The 24,813-nt window shown below is 67.0% G+C and carries 23 protein-coding genes; 9 read left to right on the plus strand and 14 right to left on the minus strand.

All coding sequences use genetic code 11. The features are described 5' to 3' along the window. Nucleotides 1–56 precede the first annotated feature (56 nt). A complete protein-coding gene (locus DACI_RS18750; RefSeq protein WP_012205558.1) occupies nucleotides 57–248 on the plus strand; it encodes a helix-turn-helix transcriptional regulator in 192 nt (63 codons plus the stop codon). Nucleotides 249–257: 9 nt separating this feature from the next. On the opposite strand, the gene DACI_RS18755 is transcribed toward DACI_RS18750, so the two are convergent. Next, a complete protein-coding gene (locus tag DACI_RS18755) occupies nucleotides 258–1,064 on the minus strand; it encodes a sulfite exporter TauE/SafE family protein (protein ID WP_043781948.1) in 807 nt (268 codons plus the stop codon). Between the two features lie 128 nt (nucleotides 1,065–1,192). On the opposite strand from DACI_RS18755, the gene DACI_RS18760 reads away from it, so the two are divergent. Then, complete coding sequence (locus tag DACI_RS18760; RefSeq protein WP_012205560.1) at nucleotides 1,193–1,960, plus strand: AraC family transcriptional regulator; 768 nt, start codon at nucleotides 1,193–1,195, stop codon at nucleotides 1,958–1,960. Here DACI_RS18760 and DACI_RS18765 read toward each other — a convergent pair. After that, a complete protein-coding gene (locus tag DACI_RS18765; RefSeq protein WP_012205561.1) occupies nucleotides 1,957–3,168 on the minus strand; it encodes an MFS transporter in 1,212 nt (403 codons plus the stop codon). The two genes, DACI_RS18760 and DACI_RS18765, sit on opposite strands and share 4 nt — an antisense overlap. 76 nt (nucleotides 3,169–3,244) lie before the next feature. Between DACI_RS18765 and DACI_RS18770 the strand changes: the two genes are divergently transcribed. Further along, nucleotides 3,245–3,694: a winged helix-turn-helix transcriptional regulator gene (locus DACI_RS18770; RefSeq protein ID WP_043781949.1), complete on the plus strand. Its 450-nt coding sequence runs from the start codon at nucleotides 3,245–3,247 to the stop codon at nucleotides 3,692–3,694. Nucleotides 3,695–3,703: 9 nt separating this feature from the next. Continuing rightward, nucleotides 3,704–4,189 carry a rod shape-determining protein gene (locus tag DACI_RS18775; protein ID WP_012205563.1) on the plus strand — a complete coding sequence of 162 codons (486 nt, stop codon included), beginning with the start codon at nucleotides 3,704–3,706 and terminating at the stop codon, nucleotides 4,187–4,189. Nucleotides 4,190–4,284: 95 nt separating this feature from the next. On the opposite strand, the gene DACI_RS18780 is transcribed toward DACI_RS18775, so the two are convergent. The 10 genes from DACI_RS18780 to DACI_RS32135 form a co-directional block, all read right to left on the minus strand. Further along, entirely contained in the window at nucleotides 4,285–6,282 is a 1,998-nt protein-coding gene (locus DACI_RS18780) for a TonB-dependent receptor domain-containing protein (RefSeq protein WP_012205564.1), read from the minus strand. A gap of 360 nt (nucleotides 6,283–6,642) precedes the next feature. After that, the gene (cycA, locus tag DACI_RS18785; RefSeq protein ID WP_012205565.1) at nucleotides 6,643–8,091 is read right to left on the minus strand and encodes a D-serine/D-alanine/glycine transporter; all 1,449 of its coding nucleotides are present in this window, start codon (nucleotides 8,089–8,091) and stop codon (nucleotides 6,643–6,645) included. Nucleotides 8,092–8,367: 276 nt separating this feature from the next. After that, entirely contained in the window at nucleotides 8,368–8,778 is a 411-nt protein-coding gene (locus tag DACI_RS18790; RefSeq protein ID WP_012205566.1) for a polyhydroxyalkanoate granule-associated phasin, read from the minus strand. Nucleotides 8,779–8,860: 82 nt separating this feature from the next. After that, entirely contained in the window at nucleotides 8,861–9,952 is a 1,092-nt protein-coding gene (locus tag DACI_RS18795) for an MBL fold metallo-hydrolase (protein ID WP_012205567.1), read from the minus strand. Between the two features lie 168 nt (nucleotides 9,953–10,120). Further along, on the minus strand, nucleotides 10,121–11,755 hold the full coding sequence (locus tag DACI_RS18805) for a DHA2 family efflux MFS transporter permease subunit (protein ID WP_012205568.1): 1,635 nt from the start codon (nucleotides 11,753–11,755) through the stop codon (nucleotides 10,121–10,123). A 45-nt stretch (nucleotides 11,756–11,800) separates the two neighbouring features. Continuing rightward, a complete protein-coding gene (locus DACI_RS18810) occupies nucleotides 11,801–13,162 on the minus strand; it encodes an HlyD family secretion protein (RefSeq protein ID WP_012205569.1) in 1,362 nt (453 codons plus the stop codon). 132 nt (nucleotides 13,163–13,294) lie between these two features. Continuing rightward, nucleotides 13,295–14,770: an efflux transporter outer membrane subunit gene (locus DACI_RS18815; RefSeq protein WP_012205570.1), complete on the minus strand. Its 1,476-nt coding sequence runs from the start codon at nucleotides 14,768–14,770 to the stop codon at nucleotides 13,295–13,297. A 70-nt stretch (nucleotides 14,771–14,840) separates the two neighbouring features. Further along, nucleotides 14,841–15,377 carry a MarR family winged helix-turn-helix transcriptional regulator gene (locus tag DACI_RS18820; protein ID WP_012205571.1) on the minus strand — a complete coding sequence of 179 codons (537 nt, stop codon included), beginning with the start codon at nucleotides 15,375–15,377 and terminating at the stop codon, nucleotides 14,841–14,843. 164 nt (nucleotides 15,378–15,541) lie between these two features. Continuing rightward, a complete protein-coding gene (locus tag DACI_RS18825; protein WP_012205572.1) occupies nucleotides 15,542–15,856 on the minus strand; it encodes a DUF4148 domain-containing protein in 315 nt (104 codons plus the stop codon). A gap of 126 nt (nucleotides 15,857–15,982) precedes the next feature. Next, nucleotides 15,983–16,186 (minus strand): hypothetical protein, encoded by a 204-nt coding sequence (locus DACI_RS32135; RefSeq protein WP_157059681.1) that lies wholly within the window; start codon nucleotides 16,184–16,186, stop codon nucleotides 15,983–15,985. Here DACI_RS32135 and DACI_RS18830 point away from each other — a divergent pair. The 4 genes from DACI_RS18830 to DACI_RS18845 all read left to right on the plus strand — a co-directional run bounded on the left by DACI_RS18830 (nucleotide 16,177) and on the right by DACI_RS18845 (nucleotide 19,505). Further along, complete coding sequence (locus DACI_RS18830; protein ID WP_012205573.1) at nucleotides 16,177–16,914, plus strand: AzlC family ABC transporter permease; 738 nt, start codon at nucleotides 16,177–16,179, stop codon at nucleotides 16,912–16,914. The genes DACI_RS32135 and DACI_RS18830 overlap by 10 nt on opposite strands. A 3-nt stretch (nucleotides 16,915–16,917) precedes the next feature. Then, nucleotides 16,918–17,214 carry an AzlD family protein gene (locus tag DACI_RS18835; RefSeq protein ID WP_012205574.1) on the plus strand — a complete coding sequence of 99 codons (297 nt, stop codon included), beginning with the start codon at nucleotides 16,918–16,920 and terminating at the stop codon, nucleotides 17,212–17,214. A 63-nt stretch (nucleotides 17,215–17,277) separates the two neighbouring features. Next, on the plus strand, nucleotides 17,278–17,622 hold the full coding sequence (locus tag DACI_RS18840; protein ID WP_012205575.1) for a FlxA-like family protein: 345 nt from the start codon (nucleotides 17,278–17,280) through the stop codon (nucleotides 17,620–17,622). Between the two features lie 281 nt (nucleotides 17,623–17,903). Continuing rightward, nucleotides 17,904–19,505 (plus strand): methyl-accepting chemotaxis protein, encoded by a 1,602-nt coding sequence (locus DACI_RS18845; protein ID WP_012205576.1) that lies wholly within the window; start codon nucleotides 17,904–17,906, stop codon nucleotides 19,503–19,505. A gap of 139 nt (nucleotides 19,506–19,644) precedes the next feature. Here the strand turns inward: DACI_RS18845 and DACI_RS18850 are convergent, their stop codons facing one another. Both DACI_RS18850 and DACI_RS18855 read right to left on the minus strand, forming a co-directional pair. Continuing rightward, nucleotides 19,645–21,588 (minus strand): AMP-dependent synthetase/ligase, encoded by a 1,944-nt coding sequence (locus DACI_RS18850; RefSeq protein WP_012205577.1) that lies wholly within the window; start codon nucleotides 21,586–21,588, stop codon nucleotides 19,645–19,647. 276 nt (nucleotides 21,589–21,864) lie between these two features. Beyond that, nucleotides 21,865–22,500, minus strand: a complete 636-nt coding sequence (locus DACI_RS18855) for a GntR family transcriptional regulator (RefSeq protein ID WP_012205578.1) — start codon at nucleotides 22,498–22,500, stop codon at nucleotides 21,865–21,867. A gap of 114 nt (nucleotides 22,501–22,614) precedes the next feature. On the opposite strand from DACI_RS18855, the gene scpA reads away from it, so the two are divergent. Continuing rightward, nucleotides 22,615–24,792 carry a methylmalonyl-CoA mutase gene (gene scpA / locus DACI_RS18860; protein ID WP_043781953.1) on the plus strand — a complete coding sequence of 726 codons (2,178 nt, stop codon included), beginning with the start codon at nucleotides 22,615–22,617 and terminating at the stop codon, nucleotides 24,790–24,792. The last annotated feature ends 21 nt before the right edge of the window (nucleotides 24,793–24,813 follow it).

Consider the following 24,813-nt stretch of genomic DNA (forward strand, 5'->3'; position numbering starts at 1 on the left):
GTGCAAGGTCCGCTGCCCCCCGAGGGGGTGCCTTTTCATCTTGGGGCGGCCCGGCGATGAAAAACACCATCCGTGAACTGCGCGCCCAGCGCGGCTGGAGCCAAGCCGCGCTGGCGGACCTGCTGGGCGTGTCACGCCAGACCGTCAATGCGATCGAGACGGGTCGCTACGACCCCAGCCTGCCGCTGGCATTCGCCATTGCCCGGGTGTTCGAGACCCGGATCGAGGCGATCTTCCAGGAGGGTTGAGCGCAGCGCTCAGGCCACGATCATGACCAGCAGCACCAGGCCCAGCAGGGCCAGGTAGGCCTTGGCATGCAGGGCATCGGGAATGCGGCCGATCAGCGGGGCCGCCAGCCTGATGCCGGTCCACGATCCGGCCGTCAGCAGCGCAAAGGCCTGCAGGTCCACATAGCCCACATGCCAGGGGCCCAGCCCCGCGCCCTGCGATGCCAGCATGTAGGCAGCGGTGCCCGCCACGGCCATGGGCAGAGACAGCGGGCTGGCCATGGCCGTGGCAGCCGCCATGCTGGCGCCGCGCCGGCGCATGAGCGGCACGGTCATCACGCTGCCGCCCACGCCCAGGAAGGCCGCGATCGCACCAATGGCCAGGCCCGCCGTGGCCGCCGCCCGCCGGCCCATGGGTTGCATGCCGGCGGCGGTGCCGTGCACGAAGCCCGGGCGCAGCAGCGCGTCGGCGATGGTCAGGGCCAGGTAGGCGATGAAGGCCCAGCGCACCCATTCCCCGCTGATCCAGGTGGCGGCCGCCGCGCCCGCCACGGCGCCGGCCGCGATGAAGCCAGCCAGTGGCCGTACCTGATCCCAGGGCAGGGCGCCCGCGCGGTGCTGGCGCAGCGTGGCCATGGAGGCGCCGAAAATCATCACGCAGGTGGAGGTGGCCACGGCAATGTGCATGGCAGCCTGGCCAACGGCGGAGTCCGCGCCGTGGATGGAGGTCAGCAGCGCATAAAGCAGCGGAACGGCCACGAAGCCGCCGCCAAAGCCGAAGAGCACGGTGGTCACGCCGGCAAGCACACCGAAAGCCAGCAGCAGGAGAGGGAACACAGACAGTCCTTTGGAAAAAACGAGCAAGGACTGAACCTTAGGATGCCGCGGTTTGGCCTGCTTTCGCGGATAGGTCAATAATCCTCGAATTCCTGCCAAAGCCTGTTGGCTGTTTTCCGAACCCTCTCATGCTCAACATCCCGCTGCATTCCGTGGACGCCGTGGCGCGCGATGTGCTGGCCATCGGCACCGACTACACGCCTGGCACGCTGCTGCCCACGCACAGCCACCGGCGTGCCCAGTTTCTCTACGGGATGAGCGGGCTGATGGAAGTGGAAACCGACGACGGCGCCTGGACCATTCCGCCCTACAGCGGCGTGTGGATTCCGGCCAGCAAGCCGCACAGCGTGCGCATGCAGGGCGTGAGCACGCGCAGCCTGTACATCGAACCGGCTGCTGCGCCCCGCCCGGGTGTGCACTGCGAGGCCCTGGTCGTCACCCCGCTGCTGCACCAGCTGCTGCTGTCCTGCGCCGACCTGCCGGCGCTGTACGACGAAGCAGGCCGCGACGGCGCCCTGGTCACGCTGGTGCTGCATGAGCTGGCCTCGGCCCGCAGCCTGCCGCTGTTCGCGCCCATTCCCCGCGACGAAAAGCTGGCCGCCCTGTGCAAGCAGTTCCTGGCCCAGCCCAGCATCCGCGCCACGCCCCAGGATTGGGCGCAGGCGCTGAACAAGAGCCTGCGTACCTTCAGCCGGTTTTTCCAGCAGCACACAGGCATGGCCTTTGGCGCCTGGCGCCAGCAGGCCTGCCTGCTGGCGGCGGTGTCGCGGCTGTCTGCGGGCGCCTTGGTCACGCAGGTGGCGCTGGATTTGGGCTATGACAGCCCCAGCGCGTTTTCCACCATGTTCCGCAAGGCATTGGGGCGGGTGCCTTCGGAGCTGGTGAGCCGGGTCTAGGCGGGAACGCTGGCCTGGACAGCCGTTTCCCGCGTCATGGCCCAGAACACCAGGGCTGCCAGGCTGAACGCCGCGCCCGCAACGCAGACGCCGTGCCAGCCAAACCGCGCGTAGGCATTGGTGGATATCAGCGCGCCCAGCCCGCTGCCCACGGCATAGAACAGCATGTACATGCCCACCAGCCGGCTGTGGGCCTGCGGATTGCTGCGAAAGATCAGGCTCTGGTTGGTCACATGCAGGGCCTGGCCGCCCAGGTCCAGCAGCACGATGCCGGCAACCAGCGCCCACAGCGACTGCTCCAGCAGCGCAATCGGCGCCCAGGCCAGCAGCAGGATCACCAGCGCGCCCAGGCTGGTGCGCTGCGCGAAACCCTGGTCGGCCCAGTGGCCGGCACGGGCTGCTGCCAGTGCGCCCACCACGCCGGCCAGGCCAAAGGCGCCGATGGCGGTGAGCGACAGGCTGTAGGGCGGTGCGCTCAGTGGCAGGACCAGGGCGCTCCAGAAGATATTGAAGGTGGCAAACATCAGCAGGGCCAGCATGCCGCGTGTGCGCAGCATGCGATCCTGGCGCAGCAGCTGGAGCATGGAGGCGAGCAGCTGCGTGTAGCTGGGTGCATGCAAGGGCACCGCCAGCCGGGGCAGTTGCCGCCACAGGGGCCAGGCCAGGGCCAGCATCAACAGGGCCGAGCAGGCATAGACGCCACGCCAGCCAGCCAGGTCACCCACGGCGCCGGCAAACACGCGCGCCAAAAGCAGGCCGATGAAAACCCCGCCCTGGGCTGCGCCCACCACGCGCCCGCGCTCATGCGCCTGGCTGGCGCTGGCCGCATAGGCGATCAGCCCCTGCGTCATGGCCGTGCCCAGCAGGCCCACGGCCAGCATGCTCGCCAGCAGCAGAACGGCCGAACGCGCGGTGCTGACGGCCGCCAGGGCCAGCACCAGGCCCAGCAACTGCAAAAGCATGAGGTGCCGCCGCTCCAGCCGGTCGCCCAGCGGCACCAGCAGCACCAGCGCCAGCGCGCACCCGGCCTGCGTGGCCGTGACCACCCCGCCCACGGCTGCATGGCTGATGCCGAAGTCGGCCGCCAGCGCCTCCAGCAGCGGCTGGGCGTAATAGACATTGGCCACGCTCAGGCCGCTGGCAGCGGCGAACAGCAGCACCAGGCTGCGCGGCATGCGGACCGTGTCCGAGGCTGGGAAGGCGTTCATGGGTTGAATCCAGTTGCAAAACAAAACTGGTTTGATGCTAGTTGAACCAGTTTTGAAATGCAACCAAAATAGCGCCATGAAAGAAGACATCCGTCCTGACACACCGCAGCCCTGTCCGGTGGCCCGCTCCCTGGATGTGATCGGCGACCGCTGGTCGCTGCTCATCGTGCGCGATGCCTTTGACGGCATCAGCCGATTTGGCGATTTCCAGCGCAGCCTGGGCGCGGCCCGCAATATCCTGGCCGACCGGCTGCGCCGGCTGGTGGAGGCCGGCATCCTCGAAACCCGCCCCGCCGCAGAAGGCTCGGCCTACCTGGAATACGTGCTCACGGCCCAGGGACTGGAGCTGTTCCCGGTGATCGTGGCGTTGCGGCAATGGGGCGAAGGCCATCTGTTCGCGCCGGGCGAGGCGCATTCGCTGCTGCTGGACCGCCAGACCGGCCAGCCTGTCGCGCCGATGCTGCCGCGCGGTGGTGATGGCCGGGCCTTGCTGCCGGGCCAGACCGTGGTTCAGAAAATCGATTGATGGATATCCATGCTCTCTGCCTTCATATCACTCATCTACGTACAGATTTCTCCCGAGCGCCTGACGCTGAAGGATCCGAAGACCGGGCAGACCCTGTCGGAGGTTCCCGAGCTGGCCCTGAGTCCGCCGCCCCGGCGCCGGATTCTCGCGGCCGGCCCGCAGGCCAGGCTCGCGGCTGCATCGGAGCCTGCCGAAGTCGTCAATCCCTTCGCCCACCCGCGTTCGCTGATATCGGACTTCATCCTGGCCGAGCAGCTTCTGAAGTACCAGCTCAGGCGCATGCATCGGCGTGCCTGGCTTGCGGCCTCCCCGCACATCGTCATCCATCCGCTCGGCGACCCCGAGGGCGGATTCACCCAGGTGGAACTGAGGGCCTTGCGCGAGCTGGCCAACGCGGCCGGCGCCTCGAAGGTGAATGTCTGGACAGGCCGGCCCTTGACAGACGAGGAATTGCTGACGCGCAAGCCCCCTGCGCAGGGCGGTGTCTGGGAGTGAGGCTTTGCTCCTCTCCATGAAAAAAGCGCCCGTCACAACGGGCGCTTTGTCTGGGTCAGCGCAAGGGCCGATAACGCGCCATCAGAACCGCGCCATCAGAACCGCGCCGTCATCCCCACGAAGTAGGTACGGCCGCCGTTGTCATAGTTGGCGCCGATGGTGCGGGTTTCCTTGTCGGCCAGGTTGATGATGCCGGCGCGCAGGGTCAGGGTGTCGGTCACGTTGTAGTTCATGGACACGTCGAACGTCGTATAGGCCTTGGCGAAGGTGGTGGCCGTGCCCGTGGTCACGACTTCCTTGCCCACGTGGCGGGCGCTGAACATGGCGGACCAGCCCTGGCGGATCTGCCACTGCAGCGACGAGTAGATGGACAGCTCGGGCACGGCCAGCAGCGAGGCGCCCGTGCTCAGATTCTTGGACTCGAACATCTTGGTGATGTTGGTGTTCCAGGTCAGGCCCTTTGCCAGGGGAACGTTCACGAAGCCTTCCAGGCCGCGCGTGCGGGCACGCTGGGCGTTGGCCATGCGGGTCCACCAGAAGCCGTTGTAGAAGCCCAGCGGCTGGTAGTCGATCTTGTTCTTGAAGTTGGTGTGGAAGTAGGTGGCGCCCAGCGCCCAGCCATTGCGGTCCCAGCTGGTGCCCAGCTCGAAGTTGGTGCTGGTCTCGGGCTGCAGGTCGGGGTTGCCGGCCATGTAGCAGCCGCGCGTGCCGTCGGCATTCACGCTGGTGCTGGTCCAGCCCATGCCGGCCAGGCTGCGGCAGCCGTTGCCCCCGGATTGCGTGGCGGCGCTGGCCGAGTTTTCCTTCAGGTTGGGCGCACGGAAGCCGCGCGAGACGCCGCCGCGCACCGTCCACTCCGAGGCCGGGTGGTACACCAGATAGGCGCGCGGGCTCCAGTTGTTGCCGTATTTCTGGTGATGGTCCATGCGCAGGCCCAGCGTCAGCGCCAGGTTGTCGCGCAGGAAGATCTGGTCCTCGCCGAACAGCGCCCAGGTGGTGGCGCTCAGGCCCGAGCCCGAGACCGGGCGCCCCGCGTAGTCGATGGGAGCCAGGCCGATGGTGTCGCGGTTGTCCAGCGACTCGCGGCGCCACTGCATGCCCAGCGTCATGGCCTGGTCCAGGCCCCACAGCTTCAACGGCTTGTCGATGCGGCCGTCCAGCGTGGTTTCCTTGGAGTTGTTGCCGATGGTGTCGCCCTTGTCCTCATACTTGTTGTGCACGAGGTTGAGCTTGGAGGTCAGGTCGCCCCAGCGCCCGTCATGGCTGATGCCGAACTTGGTCTGCTCCAGCTTGCTCAGGCCCCAGGGATAGACCACCTGGTCGCCCGACGCCGTGCGCGCGTCGGAGCCCGTGGCGCGCTGGATGCCTTGCGCGGCCTCGATGCCGATCACCTGGTCGGGCGTGAGCTGCCAGTTCAGCAGGGCGTTGAGGTTTTGCTTGCGCGAGCCGGCCGTGGACTGGTAGGTGCCCGGGAAGCCGCCCGTGCTCTCGTCGGCTGCGCGGTCCGTGTAGTTGCCGCCCAGGCGCAGGCCGAACTTGTCGGACAGCGGGCCGCTGATGTTGAAGCCCAGCTGGCGCGTGTCGCCGCGGTCGCCGTCGGAGGGCTTGCTGTAGTTCAGCGTGGTCGAGCCGCTCCAGCGCTTGCCGATCTTGCGCGTGATGATGTTGATCACGCCGCCCATGGCGTCGGAGCCGTACAGCGAGGACATGGGGCCGCGCACGACCTCGATGCGCTCGATCATCTCGGGCGAGATCCAGTCCAGATCCTGCGAGCCCAGGTCGTCGCGGTAGTTGATGCCGGCCGAGTTGCCCTGGCGCTTGCCGTCCACCAGGATCAGCGTGTACTTCTCGGGCAGGCCGCGCAGCTTGATCTTGGACTGGGCGCCCGTGCCGGACAGGCCGCCGGTCACGCCGGGAATGGTGGACAGCAGCTCGCCGATGCTGGTGACGGGCTTGCGCTCGATGTCCTCGCGGGTAATCACGCTGATGCTGGCCGGCGCTTCCTTGATGTCCACGGCTGTGCCCGAGGCGGTCACCACCACCGTGGACAGGGACGTGTCGGCCTTGTTGTCGGCTGACTGGGCATGGGCCATGGCTGTGCATGCCAGGGCGGCGCAAAGAGGAAGCGGGCGGAGCACCGAGATTCTGACCATCTTTGTAAAGTTCCGGTTTGGTTAAAAATCAAGGTGCGAATGATAACGATTTGTATCCACATCTTTTTGTTGGCGTAAAGACAGTTGTATTTTTGTTCACTCGTTATCTAACTGCTGGACAGGCCAAAGATGCTGTGCACAAGTTTGGTGCGCGGCAAGAGGGGCCGCGGAGGCGCAGAAGGGGAGCGCAGAAGGGGAGCGCAGAAGGGGGAGCGCAGAAGGGGACGCAGAGGGAGCGCGGGCGCCAAAGGCACCCTGCAATGGCCGCCCCCATGCGCAGGGGGGGCGGCCGGAAGAGGGTCAGCGCGGTTCGGCTGCCGTGCCCGCAAGGGCGGTGGAGCGCTCCGCCGACTGGCGCGATGCCTGGCGGCGCACGAACTGGTAGGCGATGGCCAGCAGGGCAAACCAGGCCGGCGTCACCACCAGCGCCTGGCGCGTGTCGGCCTGCAGGGTCAGCAGGCCCAGGATGGCGGCAAAGAACACCAGGCAGGCCCAGCACATGGCCACGCCGCCGGGCATCTTGTAGCGCGAAGCCTCATGCAGGGCCGCGCGCTGGCGCCGGTAGGCGATATAGGACAGCAGGATCAGCGACCACACGAACATGAACAGAATGGCCGATACCGTGGTCACCAGCGTGAAGGCTTCCACCAGATCGGGCACCACCCACATCAGAAACGCGCCGGCCAGCAGGCAGGTGCAGGAAAACAGCAGCCCGCGCGAAGGCACGCTGCTGCGCGACAGCCGGTGGAAGGTCTTGGGCGCATCGCCCTTGAGCGCCAGGCCGTAGAGCATGCGGCTGGTGGAGAACACGCCGCTGTTGGCCGACGAGGCGGCCGAGGTCAGCACCACGAAATTGATCACGCCTGCGGCGGCCGGCAGGCCTGCGAGCACGAACAACTCCACGAACGGGCTCTTGCCGGGCACCACGTCGCGCCAGGGGGTGACGGCCATGATGGCGATCAGGGCCAGCACGTAGAACACGATGATGCGCACGGGAATCGAATTGATGGCGCGCGGCAGCGTGCGCTCGGGGTCCTTGGCCTCGGCCGCCGTGGTGCCCACCAGCTCGATGCCCACGAAGGCGAACACCGCGATCTGGAAGCCCGCGAAGAAACCCATCATCCCGTTGGGGAACATGCCGCCGTCATTCCAGAGATTTGACAGGCTGGCCGTGCGGCCAGCAGGCGAGACGAAGGCGGCACCCACCATGTACAGCCCCGTGCCCACCAGGGCCACGATGGCCACGATCTTGATCATGGCGAACCAGAACTCGATCTCCCCGAACAGCTTCACCGTCAGCAGGTTCAGGCCCAGCAGCAGGCCCACGCAGGCGATGGCCGGTGCCCACTGCGGCAGGTCCGGGAACCAGAACTGGGAGTAGGCCGATATGGCAATCACGTCGGCAATGCCCGTGACGATCCAGCAGAACCAGTACGTCCAGCCCGTGAAGAAGCCGGCCCAGGGGCCGAGCAGGTCGGACGAGAAGTCGATGAAGGAGCGGTACTGCAGGTTGGACAGCAGCAACTCGCCCATGGCACGCATCACGAAGAACAGCATCACGCCGATGATGGTGTAGACAAAGATGATGGACGGGCCGGCCAGGCTGATGGTCTTGCCCGAGCCCATGAACAGGCCCGTGCCGATGGCCCCGCCGATGGCGATGAGCTGGATATGGCGGTTGGTGAGATTGCGCTGCAGGTCGTCTTGACCGTGCAGGCCCTGGCCGGCTGGCGGGGCCTTGTGTGTCATCAGAGAACTCCGGGAAAGACTGGCAAAGCCATGGCAGAAAGGGGGAATCCGCCTGCCGCGGCCGTGTTTTCAGTCTCTGCATGGAGTCCATGCCTGGAAATGCGGCAGCGCAGCAAAACGGAACGAAGGCCGCGAGGATACCCGAACCTCGCCCTCGCATCGGCCCTGCCGCGCGGCCGCGCTCCGGTGAATGGAGCGGGCTTGATATGGGTGGATCAGCCGCGTTGAGCAGCGATCAGTCGCACTTGGCCGTGCTCATGCCGCGCTCAGCCGCGCTCAGCCGCGCGCCAGGCGCTTGGCATTGGCCACCGCCGTGCGGTGCACGGGGGCCAGGCCCTTGCCCACCACGCCCCACATGGCGTTTTGCCATTGCGAGGCCTGCGATGCCAGGGCACCGCCGTTCCAGGTGGAGGTGCTCCAGGGGGTCCACCACATGCGCATCCAGGCCTGCATCAGGGCCTGGCTGGCAACCATGGACTGCATGCCCATCGCCGCCCAGGATTGCTGGAAGGCCGTCTGTTTCTCGGACACCATGCGTGTGAATTCACGCCGGTCCCGCGCGGAGGGATTGGCGCCTGCCATGGCCATGCGGGTGAGACGATGGGCCACGACCTGGGGCGCTGCGACGGCCAGGTCGGTGGCTTGGCGGGCGACCAGGGCGGCCCGGGGATTTTTGCGATTTGCCATGTGCACTCCTGAAGCTGGGTTCACTTTATCCAGATGGATGCCGGCCCGCGTAGGCCGATGACGCAATGCAGCAAAAACGGATTTATCGCGGCTGGGCCTGTGGCGCTGACGCGGCTGCGTCCTGCACGGCAGGGGATACCAGGGCACGCCACCAGCGCTCGCCTGCATGGGGGGCGGCCAGGTCCACGCGCTCGCCCATCATGGGGGTGGCCACGGCAATGCCGTGCTCGGCACCCAGGGCCAGCACGCGCTCGAAGGGGTCCCACCAGGCATGCATGGCCAGGCTGAAGGTGCCGTTGTGAATGGGCAGCAGCCAGCGTCCGCCCAGGTCGCGGTGGGCCTGCACGGTCTGGGCCGGGTGCATGTGCACATAGGGCCAGTGCGGGTCGTAGGCGCCGGTTTCCATCAGCGTGAGGTCGAAGGGACCGAAGCGCCGGCCGATTTCCGCAAAGCCATCGAAATAGCCGCCGTCGCCGCTGAAGAAGACACGCAGCGTGTCGGCGCTTTCCAGGTCCTCGATGACCCAGGACGCCCACAGCGTGCGGTTGCCGTCGCGCAGGCCCCGGCCCGAGAAATGCTGGGCCGGCGTGGCCGTGAAGCGCAGGCCGTCCACCTGCACGTCCTGCCACCAGTCGAACTGGCGCACCTTCTCGGGGGCCACGCCCCAGTCCATGAGCCGGTCGCCCACGCCCAGCGTGCACAGGAAGATGTCGACCCGGGGCGCCAGGGCGCGGATGGTGGCACGGTCCAGATGGTCGTAGTGGTCGTGCGAGAGCACCACGCCGCGCAGCGCGGGCAGTTCATGCAGGGCGATGGGCGGCGCATGAAAGCGCTTGGGGCCGATGAAGGAAAAGGGCGAGGCGCGCTCGGCAAACACCGGGTCGGTGATCCACCAGCCGCCGCGCAGCTTCATCAGCAGCGTGGAGTGGCCCAGGCGGTACAGGCTGCGCTCGGGCGCGGCGGCCAGGTCGGCCGGGGTGAGCCGCTGCACGGGCAGGGGCGCCGCAGGCTCGGTGTCCTTGGGCTTGTTGAAGAAGAAGTCCCACATCACCTTGGCGTCGGGCTGGGGCGCGTTGGCGGGGCGGGGATGGACGTTGCGAAAGCGCCCGCCCGCCGATTGGGGTGATTGGGCGTAGTCGGCAATCGGGGCGCGGAAGATGCGGGGTGTTTTCACGGTGCTCCGTCGGTGTTCAGGCCGCCGCCATCATGGAACCGGTGGCGCAGCCCTGTCGAGATGGTGGTCTTGGCGGCCCGATTCAAGGCGCCTTGCGTGTCGTCATGTAAACAAAAAAGGAGCTGCCCCTGCAGGCAGCTCCTTGTCGTGATGGCCGCAAGCTGGGCCTCAATGGGCGCCGGCCGCCTCGGCACCACCGGCATGGCCCGCAGGGCGCCTGGTCATCCAGATCAGCACGATCAGCACCAGGAACAGCACGGACGACGCCAGGAAGATGTCGTCCGCCGCCCGCGTATAGGCCTGCTGGTCGATGAGCCGGTTGATCTGGGCCAGCGCCTGCGCCTGGCTCAGGCCTGCGGCCTGCAGCCCCTGCAGGGTGACGCCGAACACGCCCTGGCCCTGGATCAGCCCTTCGGTCAGATGGGCGTGGTGCAGCGCGGCGCGGTTTTCCCACAGCGTGGTGGCGATGGAGGTGCCCATGGCACCCGCCGTGATGCGCACGAAGTTGCTCAGGCCGGCGGCGGCCGGGATACGGTCCGGCGAGATGCCAGACAGCGTGATCGTCGTCAGCGGGATGAAGAAGAACGCCATGGCCCCGCCCTGGATCAGCGTGGGCACCAGGATGTGCATGAAGTCCGTCTCCACCGTGAAGCGCGAGCGCATCCACAGCACCAGGGCGAACACCACGAAGGCGCCCGTGGCCATCTTGCGCGGGTCCCACTGCGTGACCTTGCGGCCCACCAGCGGCGTCAGGATGATGGCGAAGATGCCCACCGGCGCCAGCGCCATGCCGGCCGTGGTGGAGGTATAGCCCATCCACTGCTGCAGCCACAGCGGCAGCAGCACCACGTTGCCGAAGAACAGGCCGTAGGCAATCGACAGTGCCACCGAGCCCGCCGCGAAATTGCGGCGCATGAACAGGCGCAGATCCACCACCGGGTGCGCATCCGTCAGCTCCCAGACCAGGAAGACCACGAAGCTCACGATGGCCAGCACGCACAGCGTGACGATCTCGCCCGAGGCGAACCAGTCCAGTTCCTTGCCCTTGTCCAGCATCAGCTGCAGCGCGCCCACCCACAGCACCAGCAGGGCCAGGCCCACGGAGTCGATGGGCAGCTTGCGCGTGGGGGTCTCGCGGCTGCGGTAGATGCTCCAGGTCATCAGGGCCGACAGCAGGCCCACGGGCACGTTGATGTAGAAGATCCAGGGCCAGGAGATGTTGTCCGTGATCCAGCCCCCCAGCAGTGGCCCGACCACGGGCGCCACCAGGGTGGTCATCCCCCAAAGCGCCAGCGCCACCCCGGCCTTGGCCGGCGGGTAGCTGGACAGCAGCAGCGTCTGCGACAGCGGGATCATGGGGCCGGCGACCAGCCCCTGGAGCACGCGGAACAGCACCAGCATCTCCAGCGACGAGGCAAAGCCGCACAGCCAGGAGGTCAGCACGAACAGCAGCACGCTCATGGTGAACAGGCGCACGGCGCCGAAGCGCTGCGTGAGCCAGCCCGTGAGCGGCACCGAGATGGCGTTGGCCACGCCAAAGCTGGTGATCACCCAGGTGCCCTGGCTGGGGCTGACGCCCACGTCGCCCGAAATCGCCGGAATGGCGACGTTGGCAATGGACGAGTCCAGCACGTTCATGAAGGTGGCCAGCGACAGGGCCAGCGTGCCCAGGGCCAGCTGGGCGCCCTTGAGCGGTGCGGGCCGTGCGGGCATGGCAGGCGGTGCCGAGGGTGGCGCGGCAGGCGGCACGGTCGGCCCACCCGGCTGCGCCGACTCCGGCACGGCGGTGGTAGAGGAAGTCATAGGCAGTCCGCGTAGGTTCTGGGAAGGCGGGGAAGCGATGCCTGCTTACTTGGACTGCGTGGCCTGCGCGTCAACCGGCGCGGAGGCCACTGCGGCTGGCGCCTTGCCCTGTGCCCTGTCTTGCGCATCGGCCATGGCAACGGGTGGCAGCTCGGGCAATTGCTTGAGCGGCGCCACGTTCTGGCCTGCCACGATGTGGGCGATGCGCTCCTCGGCCTGGGGCAACGCCATGTCGTAGATGGAGGTCTGGGCCACGGGGGCATTGCGCGTGGCGGTTGCCAGGACTTCACCCTGCTGGTCGCGCACGTCCACCTTGACTTCCATGGACAGGCCCACGCGCAGCGGGTGCTGGGCCAGGTCTTCCGGCGCCAGCGCAATGCGCACGGGCACGCGCTGCACCACCTTGATCCAGTTGCCGGTGGCGTTTTGCGCGGGCAGCAGCGAGAAGGCCGCGCCGGTTCCTGCGCCCATGCCCACCACGGTGCCGTGGTAGCTGATCTTGTCGCCGTAGACATCGGCCGTCAGCTCGGTCTTCTGGCCTATGCGCAGCTGGGCCAGCTGGCTTTCCTTGAAGTTGGCATCCACCCAGAGGTTGTGCAGGCCCACCACGGTCATCAGCGGCGCGCCCGAGGCCACGCGCTGGCCCAGTTGCACGCCGCGCTTGGCCACATAGCCTTCCACGGGCGAGACCAGGCGCGTGCGCTGCAGCGCCAGATAGGCCTCGCGCACCTTGGCGGAAGCGGCGATCACGCTGGGGTGCTCTTCGGCGCTGCTGCCCTTGGTCTGGGCTTCGGCAGCGGTCAGCTGTGCCTTGGCGGCGCGCACGGCGGCTTCTGCTGCAGAGGCGGCGTTGCCTGCCGTGCGGGCCAGGGACTGGGCATGGTCGAACTCTTCCTTGCCCACGGCGCCCGTGGCCAGCAGCGGGCGGCGGCGGTCCACGTCCTCGCGGGCGCGGGCGGCGTCGGCCTGCAGGCGGGCCAGGTCGGCCTCGCGCTGGGCCACCTGGGCGACCAGGGGGGCATTGTTGGCGTACAGCGTGCGCACCTGGCGCACGGTCTGGGCCAGTTGCGACTCGGCCTGGGACAGGGCGACCAGGGCATCGGCCGAGTCCAACTGCACCAGCAGCTGGCCGGGCTTGACGTAGTCGGTGTCGTCGGCGCCGATGCTGATGACCGTGCCGCCGATCTGCGGCGTGATCTGCACCACGTTGCCCGCCACATAGGCGTTGTCCGTGGTCTGGTAGTTGCGGGCCACCATCCAGTGCCAGCCGCCCCAGGCGACGGCGGCGACCGCAACGGCGGCGGCGACGAGGGTCAGGCCCTTGCGGCGGCCCTGCGGATTGGCCACGGGCGAGGCTGCGGCCGGTGCGGCGGCAGGGCTGGGTGCTTGCTTGTTGGTGTCGGTCATGGTGTACGGCGCTTTGTTATCTGTGAATGTGGTTGTGCGGCCGGGGCAGGAAGCTGGCGGTCTGTCACGCTGGCTGGCGGTCTGCCCGGTGGAGGGTCAAGAGTGCGGTGGATTCCTGTGCGGGTTGCGATCTCAGTGCTGGCTGACCTGCACGGCAGCCGTGCCATCGGTCCAGCCGCCGCCCAGCGCCTTCATCAGCGACACGCGCGTGTCCAGCGCACGGGCGCGCAGGTCCACGTCCAGGCGGCGCTGGGTGATCACCTGGGTTTCGGTGTTCAGCACCGTCACCTGGCTGGCCAGGCCGGCCTTGTAGCGCTGCACGGCAAAGTCGTAGGCGCGTTCGGCCTTCTCCAGCGACTCGGCCTGCAGCTGCTGTTGGCGCACCAGCGATTGCACGGAAGTGATGGCGTCGCCCGCTTCCTTGACCGCATCGAGCACCACGCCGTTGTACTGGGCAATGGCGGTGTCCAGGTCGGCCTGCGTGCCGCGCAACTGGGCGCGCAGGCGCTTGCCGTCGAACAGGGGCAGGCGCAGCGCGGGCGTGATGCCCATCTGGCGCGAGCTGCCCTTGAACAGGTTGTCCAGGCCGATGGCATTGAGGCCGATGAAGGCCGTGAGATTGATATCGGGGTAGAAATCCGCCCGCGCGCTCTCTATGCCTTGCGTTGCGGACTCCACGCGCCAGCGCGCGGCCACCACATCGGGGCGGCGGCCCAGCAGATCGGCACCCAACTGGCCGGGCACGGCCTGGATCTGCAGTGCTGCCAGGCGGGGCGACAGCTGCAGCTGCGCCTCGGGCGCCTGCCCGCAGAGCACGGCGATGGTGCGGCGCGCCAGCGTGATCTGCTCGTCCAGCATTTCGATCTGGGTGCCGGCGTCGGGCAGGCCGGCCTGGGCCTGGGTCAGCTCCACCTGGCTGTCCAGCCCGGCGCGCGTGCGCTGCTGGCTCAGGTCCAGCAGAGACTGGCGCTGGGTCAGCGTGCGGCCAGCCACATCCTTTTGGGCAATCAGGCGAGCCAGCGCCACATAGCTGCGCGCCACCTGGGCCGCCAGCTGGTTGGCGGCGGCGGCGCTGTCGGCCTGGGCGGCACGGGCCTGGCCCAGGGCGGCCTGCAGGTCGGCGGCATGGCGGCCAAAGAAATCCGGCGTCCAGCTCAGGCCGGCCTGCAGGTTGCCGGTGTTGTAGGTATGGCCGGCAATGGGTGCGGGCACCAGACCGTTGGCGCTGTAGTGCTGGCGCGTGGCGTCGACGCCGAGCGTGCCGCGCACATCGGTGGCCGTGCTGGTGGCCGTGGCCAGGGCGGCAGCCTTGTCGAAGCGGGCGCGGCTCATGGCCAGGCTGGGGCTGCCCTGCAGCGCCTGGGCGATCAGCGCATCCAGCTGGGCATCGCCCAGGGACTTCCACCAATCGGCGGCGGGCAGGCTGGTATTGGAGCCTGTCTCGGACTGGGCCGTCAGACCCAGGTCGGAGGCGCCCAGCCGGGCCAGCGGCTCATGGGCCGGGCCCTGGGAAGCACAACCGGCCAGGGCCAGCGCGGCGCACAGGGTGGCCGCTGCGGCGGCCACGCGGCGGGGCGCGGCGGACACGGAAACAAAGGATTTGGGCATGGTGGTCTGCCTGTTGGGGGTCAAGAATCAGGAAATCGGAAACCGGGGCGGGAAAAGGGCGCTGGCGCTGTCAGCCGACAGGCGTGGCAGGCGCAGGGGCCGGCGGCGCAGCCTCCGGCGCGCGCATCGCATCGCCATTGGTCAGCAGGCGGCGAAGCATGTCCAGCAGCTGGCGCGACTCGTCATGGCTGAAGCCGGCCATATGGGCATTCATCACGCTGGACAGCACCTGCGGCACCTTGGCCGCCATGGCACGGCCTTCATCGGTCAGCACCAGCTTGACCACGCGGCGGTCCACGGTGGAGCGCTCGCGCCGCAGCATGCCCTTGGACTCCAGCCGGTCCAGCGCCCGCGTGATGGAGGCCGGATCCAGCCCCAGGTCACGCGCCATGCCGGCATTGGTGGCATCGCTGCACAGCAGCAGCTTGTACAGCGGCAGCCACTGCACATAGGTCAGCTCATGCTCGGCCAACTGCGCATCGGCCTGCTGCAGGATTGAGCTGAGCACCTTGCGCATGAGGAACCCCACGCTCTCGAAGGGCGTGTAGCTGCCAGGGCTGTAGAAGTCCGAGGGCTGCAGGCCGTTGGGCAGGGGAGGCTGGGTCATGGTGTCTGCGGGTGAAATAATTGACTGCGCAATGATTGTTGCGGCAATTATTGCAGAAACACCGGTTGACCGTGTGACGTGAGGGTGCCGGGGACGGTATCAGGGTTATCCAGATCCGCCGGTGGCTTTCAGCTCCCCAGATCCGCCACGGGCCGCCTTCAAGCTCACTTGTCCTGGGCCACCGCATGCCCCTTCTCCAGCCTTGCCACGGCCTCACGGTAGGCGGGGCTGGCGCGCAGTTGCTGGTAGCGCTCCAGGCCGCGCTGGTATTCGGTGGAGCGGACATCGATCTCGCGGTCCGAGACATAGGTGAGTCCGGCGCGGTGCCACATTTCCAGGTCGGCCAGCACCTGGGCACGGCTGAGGTCGGTGGGGGCAGCAGTGGAGGAGGGCGTGGCGTCCTGGGCGAGGGCGGTGCCGGCCAGGCCCAGGCTGAGGGCGGTCAGGGCGATGAAGCGGGTGAAGTCGGAAGTGCGCATGGGGAACCTTTCAGGTGAAGCGAAGTGATGAGGGCTTCATGGTCCCGCTGCCGCCCTGGCTGGCACAGCCGTTTGCGACGCACTGCAGCATGGCGGGAGCCAATGGCTGTTGGGTTTCGTGAAATGTCAGGAGGGCAGGCGCGGCCATCCGAGGAGCGCCGCCAGCCATGGAAATGGGTTGAGCGGCGCTTGTGCAGCGCTTGTGCGGCAGATTATTTCCAGTTGCTCGAATAGATCGGCATAAACGGCCGTGAAATGGCTGGCGAAAGCATGAATCGGCAGCAAATTCCAGCGGCACAGGCCGACAATCGCCGCTCTCCATGTCTTCATCCATTCCACTTTCCCCCGCTGCCGTTTCGGCAGATTCCGTCTCCCGCAGTTCCGAGGCCTTTCGCGGCTTCAGGGATGCGATTCCCGTGATGCTGGGCTTCGTGCCCTTTGCCCTGGTGCTGGGCGCCCAGGCCGTGCAAAAGGGGCTGGCACCGCTGGAGGTTCCTCTCATGACCGGGATGAACTTCGGCGGCGGCTCGGAGTTCACGGCCATACGGCTGTGGACCTCGCCGCCGCATGCGCTGCTGATCGTCGCCATGTCCTTCCTGGTCAATTGCCGGCACATCCTGATGGGGGCGGCACTGGCGCCCTATCTGCGCCATCTGCCCAGGCGCCGTGCGCTGCCGGCCCTGTTCTTCATGTGCGACGAAAGCTGGGCGCTGGCCCTGGCAGACGCGCAGCGCAGTGCCGCCCGGCGCGTGAGCCTGCCTTACTACATGGGCGTGTCGGCAGGCTTGTACATGGCCTGGGTGTCGTGCACGGCGGCCGGTGCGTTTCTGGGGCCGCGCATTGGCGACCTGGAGCAGTACGGCTTCGACATGGCGTTCACCGCCGTGTTTCTGGTGCTGCTGCGCGGCATGTGGAAGGGCGTCAGGCCTTGCCGGCCCTGGCTGGTGAGCCTGCTGACGGCGGCCCTGGTCTACAAGCTGGTGCCTGGCGCCTGGTATGTGGCGGCCGGCGCCGTTTCGGGCCTGATCTGCGCGGCCTTGCTGGCGCCCAGGAGCTGAGCGATGGAAGCCACAACCTTGCTGACGCTGGTGCTCATGGCGTGCAGCACGTATTTCACGCGGGTGATCGGCTACCTGCTGCTGCGCGGGCGCACGCTGAGCCCGCGCATGCAGTACGTGATGGAAAGCCTGCCGGGCTGCGTGCTGATCTCGGTGATTGCCCCGGCGTTTGTGTCCGAGCGGCCGGCCGATCTGCTGGCCCTGGTGGTGACGCTGGTGGCCGCGAGCCGGCTGCCCATTCTGCCGACGGTGCTGATCGGCATTGCATCGGCGGGAGCGCTGCGGCATTGGCTGGGGTGACTACTGGCGGGGCAGGCGTGTTTTCGGCCTTCAGTTTGTGCGGCGGTGGACGATGTATGAGGCATGCAAGTCTCATCCTCCACATCGGCTTCCGCCTCGGGAGCCGCTTCATCCTCCGGCGGCAATGACATCGTTGCGTTGCAGCGCAAGCTCAAGGAGCTGCAGCAGGCGCTCAAGGAAGTGTCTTCCGAGAACATCGACGCCAAGGCCAAGCAGACGAAGGCCAAGCTGCTGCAGTCGCAGATCATGATGGTGCAAAGCCAGATCGAGGCGCTCATGCGCGCCAGGCAGCAGGCCCAGATCGACAAGCAGCGCGAGCAGCAGCAGGCGGCCGAAGCCAAGTCGCCGTCCCAGCCAAAGAGCAACAAGGCGCCCGGACTGGGTGGCGTGGTCGACGTCTACGTCTGAATGGACATGGCTCGTGCTTTCACGGGCCATTTTTTTGATGATATCAATGTAACTTACATGAATGGATTGGCCGTGCCTTGGATGGGTTGGCCTGGCAACGGGGTTGAGGGCAGGGGCGGGGCATTCGCACTGTGGGGGGTGTCTTTACACATCTCGCGGAACTTATTGAGTTTTGTCTCTCAAGAAATCGGCCACCGCTACCGATAAGGCAGCTAATGTGACTGCCTGGATGCGATAGCGATGGCCTATACCGAAGGCAGCACTGGGCCAGAGGTTCTGCGATGAAAAAACTCAGCGATGTGCGTATCGGTACCCGGCTTACAGCCGTCTTTCTTGTCCTGCTGGTCTGTCTGATGGCCGTAGGGGGCGTCGGCGCAAGGGCGCTGGGCCATGTATTTTCGGGCACGGAGACCCTGTACCAGGACCGTGTGGTTCCACTCAAGCAGCTCAAGCAGATTGCGGATGCCTATGCCGTCAACGTCATAGACACGGTCAATAAAGCCAATGCGGGCCTGATCACGGCGCAGGAGGCATCGGCCAGCATCTCGGGCACGCTGCCCGCGATCGAGGCCGCCTGGCGCAGCTACTCGTCCACCCAGCTCACAGCGCAGGAGGCCGTGCTGGCCAAGCAGGCCCAGGCGCTGTTCGCGCCGGCCAACCAGAGCATCGACAAACTGCTGCAGCGCCTCAAGCAGCTGGACGGCAAGAAGGCCGGCAGCCTGGATGAGTTCGACGGCGCGCTGTATGCCAGCATCGATCCCATCAGCGCCAAGATCGGCGAGCTGGTCGAGCTGCAGCTCAAGACGTCGGAGGATGTCTATGGGGACTCCAGGGAGGTTTTTGCACGGTCGCAGATGCTGATCTACGGCTTTGTGGCGGCGGCCGTCATCCTGGCCGTGGCCCTGGGCTACATGGTCACGCGCTCCATCACGGTGCCCTTGAAGTCGGCCGTGGAAGTGGCCCGGCATATCGAGCAGGGCGACCTGGCGTCCGAGATCCAGGCCACTGGGCGTGACGAGGTCGGCGACCTGCTGCGCTCCATGAGCGCCATGCGCGAGTCGCTGGCAAACATCGTTGGCGATGTGCGGCGCGGGGTGGAGTCGGTGACCACGGCGTCCAGCCAGATCGCTGCCGGCAACCAGGATTTGAGCAGCCGCACTGAGCACCAGGCCTCCAGCCTGCAGGAGACGGCGGCGTCGATGGAGCAGCTGGCCGGCAACGTGGGCCAGAGTTCCGAGAACGCGCGGCAGGCCAGCGCCCTGGCCGTGCGTGCCAAGGAGGTGGCCGGCGTGGGCGGCGGAGCGGTCGCCAGGGTCATCGGCACCATGGACGAAATCTCGGCCAGCAGCGGAAAGATTGCCGAGATCACGGGCGTGATCGACTCCATTGCCTTCCAGACCAATATCCTGGCGCTCAATGCAGCGGTGGAGGCCGCGCGGGCAGGCGAGCAGGGCAGGGGCTTTGCCGTGGTGGCCGGGGAAGTGCGCTCCCTGGCCCAGCGCAGCGCCGCAGCGGCGCGGGAGATCAAGGCACTGATCACGGCATCCACCGACAAGGTGCGGACAGGCGGCAACCAGGTCCGGGAAGCAGGCAAGGCCATGGACGCCATTGAAGCCCAGGTGAGCGAGGTGGCGTCACTGATCGAGGCCATCTCCGCCTCCAGCGTGGAGCAAAGCGGTGGCCTGGGGCAGATCACCCAGGCCGTCTCCCAGATGGACCAGGTCACGCAACAGAATGCCGCCTTGGTGGAAGAGTCGGCAGCCGCTGCAGCCAGCCTGGAACGGCAGGCGCGGGTGCTGGCACAGGCGGTGGCCACGTTCCAGATCAGCTCGGCGAAGGAGATCGGCATGGCGAGCCCCGGCCTGACACTGGCAGCTGCTTGACGCAGACCCGGGAAGAGCGTGCGCAGTGCGCTCTTCCTTTCTTTTTGATCAGTTCAATGTAACTTACATAAATCAAATCCATATCAAAAATAGAAAAAGCCGCCGTTTTGAGCGGCGGCTGCTTGTCAGGAACAGGGGGTCAACCCGCGCTGTTGCGGCCTTGCCAGCGCTCGGCAGGCTTGCTGTACATGGCGGCGATCTGCGACTCGAACCGCGTCATGAGGTTGTTGCGCTTGAGCTTGAGGGTAGGCGTCATCAGCCCGTTTTCTATGGTCCAGGGCTCCAGCTCCAGATGCACGGCGCGTGGCACGGCATAGCGGGCAAAGCTGGCCACCTGCTTTTCGATGCGTGCCAGTGCCTCGCGTTCGGCGGCGGAGTGGTTCAGGCTCTTGGGGTCTTCGGGATCCAGGCCCAGGCGCCGGGCCATGGTCTGCCATTCGCCGCGCTCGATGACGGCCACGGCGGCGATGAAAGGGCGGTCTTCGCCCACGACAAAGACCTGGGTGAAGAACGGGTCGCCGGTAATGGCCAGCTCCAGGTCGGCCGGTGGAATCTTCTCGCCGGTGGAGGTGACGATGATTTCCTTGATGCGTCCCTGTATGCGCACGCGCCCGTCCTCGATCACCGCCTGGTCGCCCGTGCGCAGCCAGCCGTCGTCGGTGAAGGTCTTGGCGGTGTCTTCGGGGCGCTCCCAATAGCCGCGCATCACGCAGGGGCCACGCACCTGCAGTTCCCGGTTCTCGCCAATCCGCACCTCCACGCCGGGCAGGGCGTGGCCCACGGTGGCGGGGTGGTTGTCCTCCAGCGTGTTGGCACAGACCACGGGTGAGGTTTCCGTCATTCCATAGCCCTGGATCAGCGGCAGGCCCAGGCCCAGAAAACAGCGCGCAATCGTCGGCGACAGCGGCGCGCCGCCACTGACGGCCACGCGCACGCGGCCACCGAACTGGGCCAGCAGCGGCTTGGCCACCAGGTGGTTGAGCACCGGCCAGGGCAGCCATTGCATCCAGCCCGGCACTTCGGGCTGGGGCGCTTGCGCATCGGCAATGCCTTGTGTTTCACAAAATCGCTGCCAGCCCCTGGCCTGGGCCAGCTCGAACAGCTGGGCCTTGAGCGGTGCACGGGCCAGCGTCTCCATGACCTTGGCGTGCACGCGCTCGTAGATGCGTGGCACGGACACCAGCACCGTGGGGCGCTGGGTCTTGAGATCCTCGGCCAGCTGGGCCACCGAGCGCGCATAGGCCACGCAGGCGCCCACGGCCAGCGCCAGGTAGTAGCCAGCCGTGCGCTCGAAGGTGTGCGACAGCGGCAGGAAGGAGAGGAAAACATCGTCGCTGCGAGGCTGCAGCCGCTGCATCACGGCCTGCACGTTGGAGACCACGTTGCGGTGCGTGAGCATCACGCCCTTGGGCTTGCCCGTGGTGCCCGAGGTGTAGACCACGGCAGCCAGGTCCTCGGCAGAGGGAGGCGGGGGCAGAGGGACTGCGCCGCCTTCAGCGAGCCATGGGGCCAGCGGCTGCACGGGGATCTGGCGAAGTGCCTCCAGGACGGCGGCATCGCCTTCGGTTTCAGGCTCTGCGGCGCGGGAAGCCGGCTTGGCCGACGCCACGACCACCTTGCGTAGCGCGGGCAGGGCCTGGCCTGTGGCGCAGATCTTGTCCCAAGTGGATTGCTGTGCCACGAACAGCATGGACACCTGGGCATTGGCCAGGATGTAGGCAATGCTGCCCGCGTTGTCTATGGCGTGCAGCGGCACGGGCACATGGCCGCAGCGCAGGCTGGCCAGGTCGATGGACATGGCGTCCAGTCCGTTGGGCAGCAGGATGGCGATGCGCGATCCTGCCGGCAGCTGCTGCGCGGCGAGCGCCTGCGCCCAGAGGGCCACGCGCTCGCCGGCCTGTGCCCAGTTCAGGGTCTTCCAGCTGCGCACATCCTCGTCATAGGCCCGGTAGGCCTCGCCTGCGGGCGTCTGCTGCACGCGCAGGGCCAGCATTTCCACCAGGGTGGAGGCCGTGGCCATGCTGGCATCGGCTGGCAGGCTCATGGCCAGGGAAGGGGCGCGGGCTGGGTCTTGGATGCTCATGCGAGGAGGGTGCAGGCCGAAGTGGATGTAGCCGCCGATGATAGCCGGGGCTTTCCGCAGGCCCTGGCGTCAGCTTCGGACATGAGAGGGCGCGGCGCACGCGTTTATGCTGCACTGCAGCGTTTTCGGGTGTCCACTCTGAAACCAACCAGGAGCCGCATGTCTGCCTACGTCGCCACCGTTGCACACCGGGCCCGATTCCAGACGGGGCGGCCGCCTGCGCGTCATGGCCGCGCCAGATGGTGCCGGCTGTGCAAGAGCGCCGAACGGCAGGCTTCAGGACGCCGCAGCCAGGCCGTTCTGAAAATGCTGACGCATGGCCTGGGCCGCTGCAGCGCCATCGCGGCGCAGCAGGGCCTGCATGACGGTCTCGTGCTCGGCCAGCGAATCCTCGATGCGGCCCTGCTTGAACAGCGACTTGTGGCGGTTGAGCTTCATCACCTTGCGCAGATCGGCCACCAGCTGGTTGCGCCAGCGGTTGTCGGCAATCTGCAGCAGCTGCATGTGAAAGCTCTCGTTGAGTTCGAAGAAGCGGTCTGCATCGCGCGTCTGCGCCTTGAGTTCCTCGTGGGTCTGCTGCAGGGCGGCAAGCTCTTCGTCGCTGCCCGATTCGGCCACCACCTGAACGGCATCGGATTCCAGCAGGCTCAGCAGGTGATAGACATCGGCAATGTCCTTGGACGACACCTCGGTCACATAGGCGCCACGGCGCACCTTCATGGTGACCAGGCCCTCGGCGGCCAGCACCTTCAGGGCCTCGCGCAGCGGGGTGCGACTGATGCCGTACTCCTCGGCAATCTTCAGTTCGTCGATCCAGTCACCGGGCGCCAGCTCGTGCTCGAAGATGCGCAGGCGCAGCTTCTCTGCAACCTGTTCGTAGAGAGCGCGGGGAGTGAGGGTGTTTGTCGACATGTGGCCCGCATTGTATCGGCAAAGATATTTTGAATGAATAATTATGAATGATGTAAACTGCGGCAGCTCTGGGGCATGCCCTCAAGGGCACCTGTCATTCACGAGCCTGAGAACATGAGACAAGACCATCCGACAGCGCAGAACGGCCAGGAATTCGCAACTGCCGACCTGCAGAAATGGGCCCAGGCGGCCGCCAAGGCCGCTCCCGGGGGCGACATCCAGGCACTGCACTGGACCACGCCCGACGGCATCGACGTCAAGCCGCTGTACACGGCGGCAGACACGGCCAACCTGCCCCATACGGATAGCCTGCCAGGCTTCGAGCCCTACATCCGCGGCCCGCAGGCCACCATGTACGCGGGCCGGCCCTGGACCATTCGCCAGTACGCGGGCTTTTCCACGGCCGAGGAGTCCAACGCCTTCTACCGCAAGGCGCTGGCCGCCGGCGGGCAGGGCGTGTCGGTGGCCTTCGACCTGGCCACGCACCGGGGCTACGACAGCGACCATCCGCGTGTCACGGGCGACGTGGGCAAGGCCGGCGTGGCCATCGATTCGGTCGAGGACATGAAGGTGCTGTTCGACCAGATCCCGCTGGACAAGATCAGCGTGTCCATGACCATGAACGGCGCGGTGCTGCCCGTGCTGGCCGGCTACGTGGTGGCGGCCGAGGAGCAGGGCGTGGCCCAGGACCAGCTGTCGGGGACCATACAGAACGACATCCTCAAGGAGTTCATGGTCCGCAACACCTATATCTACCCGCCCCAGCCGTCGATGCGCATCATCGGCGACATCATCGAGTACACCAGCCGGAACATGCCCAAGTTCAACTCGATCTCGATCTCGGGCTACCACATGCAGGAGGCGGGCGCCAACCAGGCGCTGGAACTGGCCTTCACGCTGGCCGACGGCAAGGAGTACGTCAAGACCGCCACGGCCAAGGGCATGGATGTGGACGATTTCGCGGGCCGGCTGTCCTTCTTCTGGGCCATCGGCATGAATTTCTACCTGGAGATCGCCAAGATGCGCGCGGCCCGCCTGCTGTGGTGCCGCATCATGAAGGGCTTCGGCGCCAAGAAGGCCAAGAGCCTGATGCTGCGCACGCACTGCCAGACCTCCGGCTGGTCGCTGACCGAGCAGGACCCCTACAACAACGTGGTGCGCACCACCATCGAGGCCATGGCCGCCGTCTTCGGCGGCACGCAGAGCCTGCACACCAACAGCTTTGACGAAGCCATCGCGTTGCCCACCGAGTTCTCGGCCCGCATTGCGCGCAACACGCAGCTGATCATCCAGGAAGAGACCCACATCACCAATGTGATCGACCCCTGGGCCGGCAGCTACATGATGGAAAAGCTGACCCAGGACATGGCCGACGCCGCCTGGAAGATCATCGAGGAGGTCGAGGCCATGGGCGGCATGACCGCCGCCGTGGACTCGGGCTGGGCCAAGCTCAAGATCGAGGCCGCCGCCGCCGAGAAGCAGGCGCGCATCGACTCGGGCAAGGATGTCATCGTCGGCGTCAACAAGTACAAGCTGGCCAAGGAAGACGCCATCGACATCCTCGAGGTGGACAACGTCAAGGTGCGCGACAGCCAGATCGCGCGCCTGAACCAGATCAAGGCCAGCCGCGATGCGGCCAAGGTCGAGGCCGCCCTTCAGGCCCTGACCCAGGCCGCCGAAAGCGGCGAGGGCAACCTGCTGGACCTGGCCATCCAGGCCGTGCGCCTGCGTGCCACGGTGGGCGAGGTCTCGGACGCACTGGAGAAGGTTTTCGGGCGCCACCGCGCCGATACGCAAAAGGTGACCGGCGTGTATGCAGCAGCCTACGACTCGGCCGAGGGCTGGGAAAAGCTCAAGGGCGAGATCGATGCATCGTCCGAGCAGCTGGGCCGACGCCCGCGCGTGATGATCGCCAAGCTCGGCCAGGACGGCCATGACCGCGGCGCCAAGGTGGTGGCCACGGCCTTTGCCGACCTGGGCTTCGACGTGGACATGGGCCCGCTGTTCCAGACGCCCGAGGAATGCGCGCGCCAGGCCATCGAGAACGACGTGCACGCCGTGGGCGTGTCCACGCTGGCGGCCGGCCACAAGACCCTGGTGCCGGCCATCATCGAGGAGCTGCGCCGCCAGGGCGCGGACGACATCATCGTCTTCGTGGGCGGCGTGATTCCCGCGCAGGACTACGACTTCCTCTACAACGCCGGCGTCAAGGGCGTCTACGGCCCGGGCACCCCCATCCCGGCCAGCGCCAAGGATGTGCTCGAACAGATCCGCCAGGCCAACAGCCTCTGAGCCCGCCGCAGTGACTCCCGA

The organism is Delftia acidovorans SPH-1 (assembly GCF_000018665.1).
GTDB classification, from domain to species: domain Bacteria; phylum Pseudomonadota; class Gammaproteobacteria; order Burkholderiales; family Burkholderiaceae_C; genus Comamonas; species Comamonas acidovorans.

What these genes read in the sequence shown, in the direction of transcription:
- DACI_RS18750 (WP_012205558.1), top strand. Translation starts at nt 57, where the DNA reads ATGAAAAACACCATCCGTGAACTGCGCGCCCAGCGCGGCTGGAGCCAA.
- DACI_RS18760 (WP_012205560.1), top strand. Translation starts at nt 1,193, where the DNA reads ATGCTCAACATCCCGCTGCATTCCGTGGACGCCGTGGCGCGCGATGTG.
- DACI_RS18765 (WP_012205561.1), bottom strand. Translation starts at nt 3,168, where the DNA reads ATGAACGCCTTCCCAGCCTCGGACACGGTCCGCATGCCGCGCAGCCTG.
- DACI_RS18770 (WP_043781949.1), top strand. Translation starts at nt 3,245, where the DNA reads ATGAAAGAAGACATCCGTCCTGACACACCGCAGCCCTGTCCGGTGGCC.
- DACI_RS18775 (WP_012205563.1), top strand. Translation starts at nt 3,704, where the DNA reads ATGCTCTCTGCCTTCATATCACTCATCTACGTACAGATTTCTCCCGAG.
- DACI_RS18780 (WP_012205564.1), bottom strand. Translation starts at nt 6,282, where the DNA reads ATGGCCCATGCCCAGTCAGCCGACAACAAGGCCGACACGTCCCTGTCC.
- cycA (WP_012205565.1), bottom strand. Translation starts at nt 8,091, where the DNA reads ATGACACACAAGGCCCCGCCAGCCGGCCAGGGCCTGCACGGTCAAGAC.
- DACI_RS18790 (WP_012205566.1), bottom strand. Translation starts at nt 8,778, where the DNA reads ATGGCAAATCGCAAAAATCCCCGGGCCGCCCTGGTCGCCCGCCAAGCC.
- DACI_RS18805 (WP_012205568.1), bottom strand. Translation starts at nt 11,755, where the DNA reads ATGACTTCCTCTACCACCGCCGTGCCGGAGTCGGCGCAGCCGGGTGGG.
- DACI_RS18810 (WP_012205569.1), bottom strand. Translation starts at nt 13,162, where the DNA reads ATGACCGACACCAACAAGCAAGCACCCAGCCCTGCCGCCGCACCGGCC.
- DACI_RS18815 (WP_012205570.1), bottom strand. Translation starts at nt 14,770, where the DNA reads ATGCCCAAATCCTTTGTTTCCGTGTCCGCCGCGCCCCGCCGCGTGGCC.
- DACI_RS18820 (WP_012205571.1), bottom strand. Translation starts at nt 15,377, where the DNA reads ATGACCCAGCCTCCCCTGCCCAACGGCCTGCAGCCCTCGGACTTCTAC.
- DACI_RS18825 (WP_012205572.1), bottom strand. Translation starts at nt 15,856, where the DNA reads ATGCGCACTTCCGACTTCACCCGCTTCATCGCCCTGACCGCCCTCAGC.
- DACI_RS18830 (WP_012205573.1), top strand. Translation starts at nt 16,177, where the DNA reads ATGTCTTCATCCATTCCACTTTCCCCCGCTGCCGTTTCGGCAGATTCC.
- DACI_RS32135 (WP_157059681.1), bottom strand. Translation starts at nt 16,186, where the DNA reads ATGAAGACATGGAGAGCGGCGATTGTCGGCCTGTGCCGCTGGAATTTG.
- DACI_RS18835 (WP_012205574.1), top strand. Translation starts at nt 16,918, where the DNA reads ATGGAAGCCACAACCTTGCTGACGCTGGTGCTCATGGCGTGCAGCACG.
- DACI_RS18840 (WP_012205575.1), top strand. Translation starts at nt 17,278, where the DNA reads ATGCAAGTCTCATCCTCCACATCGGCTTCCGCCTCGGGAGCCGCTTCA.
- DACI_RS18845 (WP_012205576.1), top strand. Translation starts at nt 17,904, where the DNA reads ATGAAAAAACTCAGCGATGTGCGTATCGGTACCCGGCTTACAGCCGTC.
- DACI_RS18850 (WP_012205577.1), bottom strand. Translation starts at nt 21,588, where the DNA reads ATGAGCATCCAAGACCCAGCCCGCGCCCCTTCCCTGGCCATGAGCCTG.
- DACI_RS18855 (WP_012205578.1), bottom strand. Translation starts at nt 22,500, where the DNA reads ATGTCGACAAACACCCTCACTCCCCGCGCTCTCTACGAACAGGTTGCA.
- scpA (WP_043781953.1), top strand. Translation starts at nt 22,615, where the DNA reads ATGAGACAAGACCATCCGACAGCGCAGAACGGCCAGGAATTCGCAACT.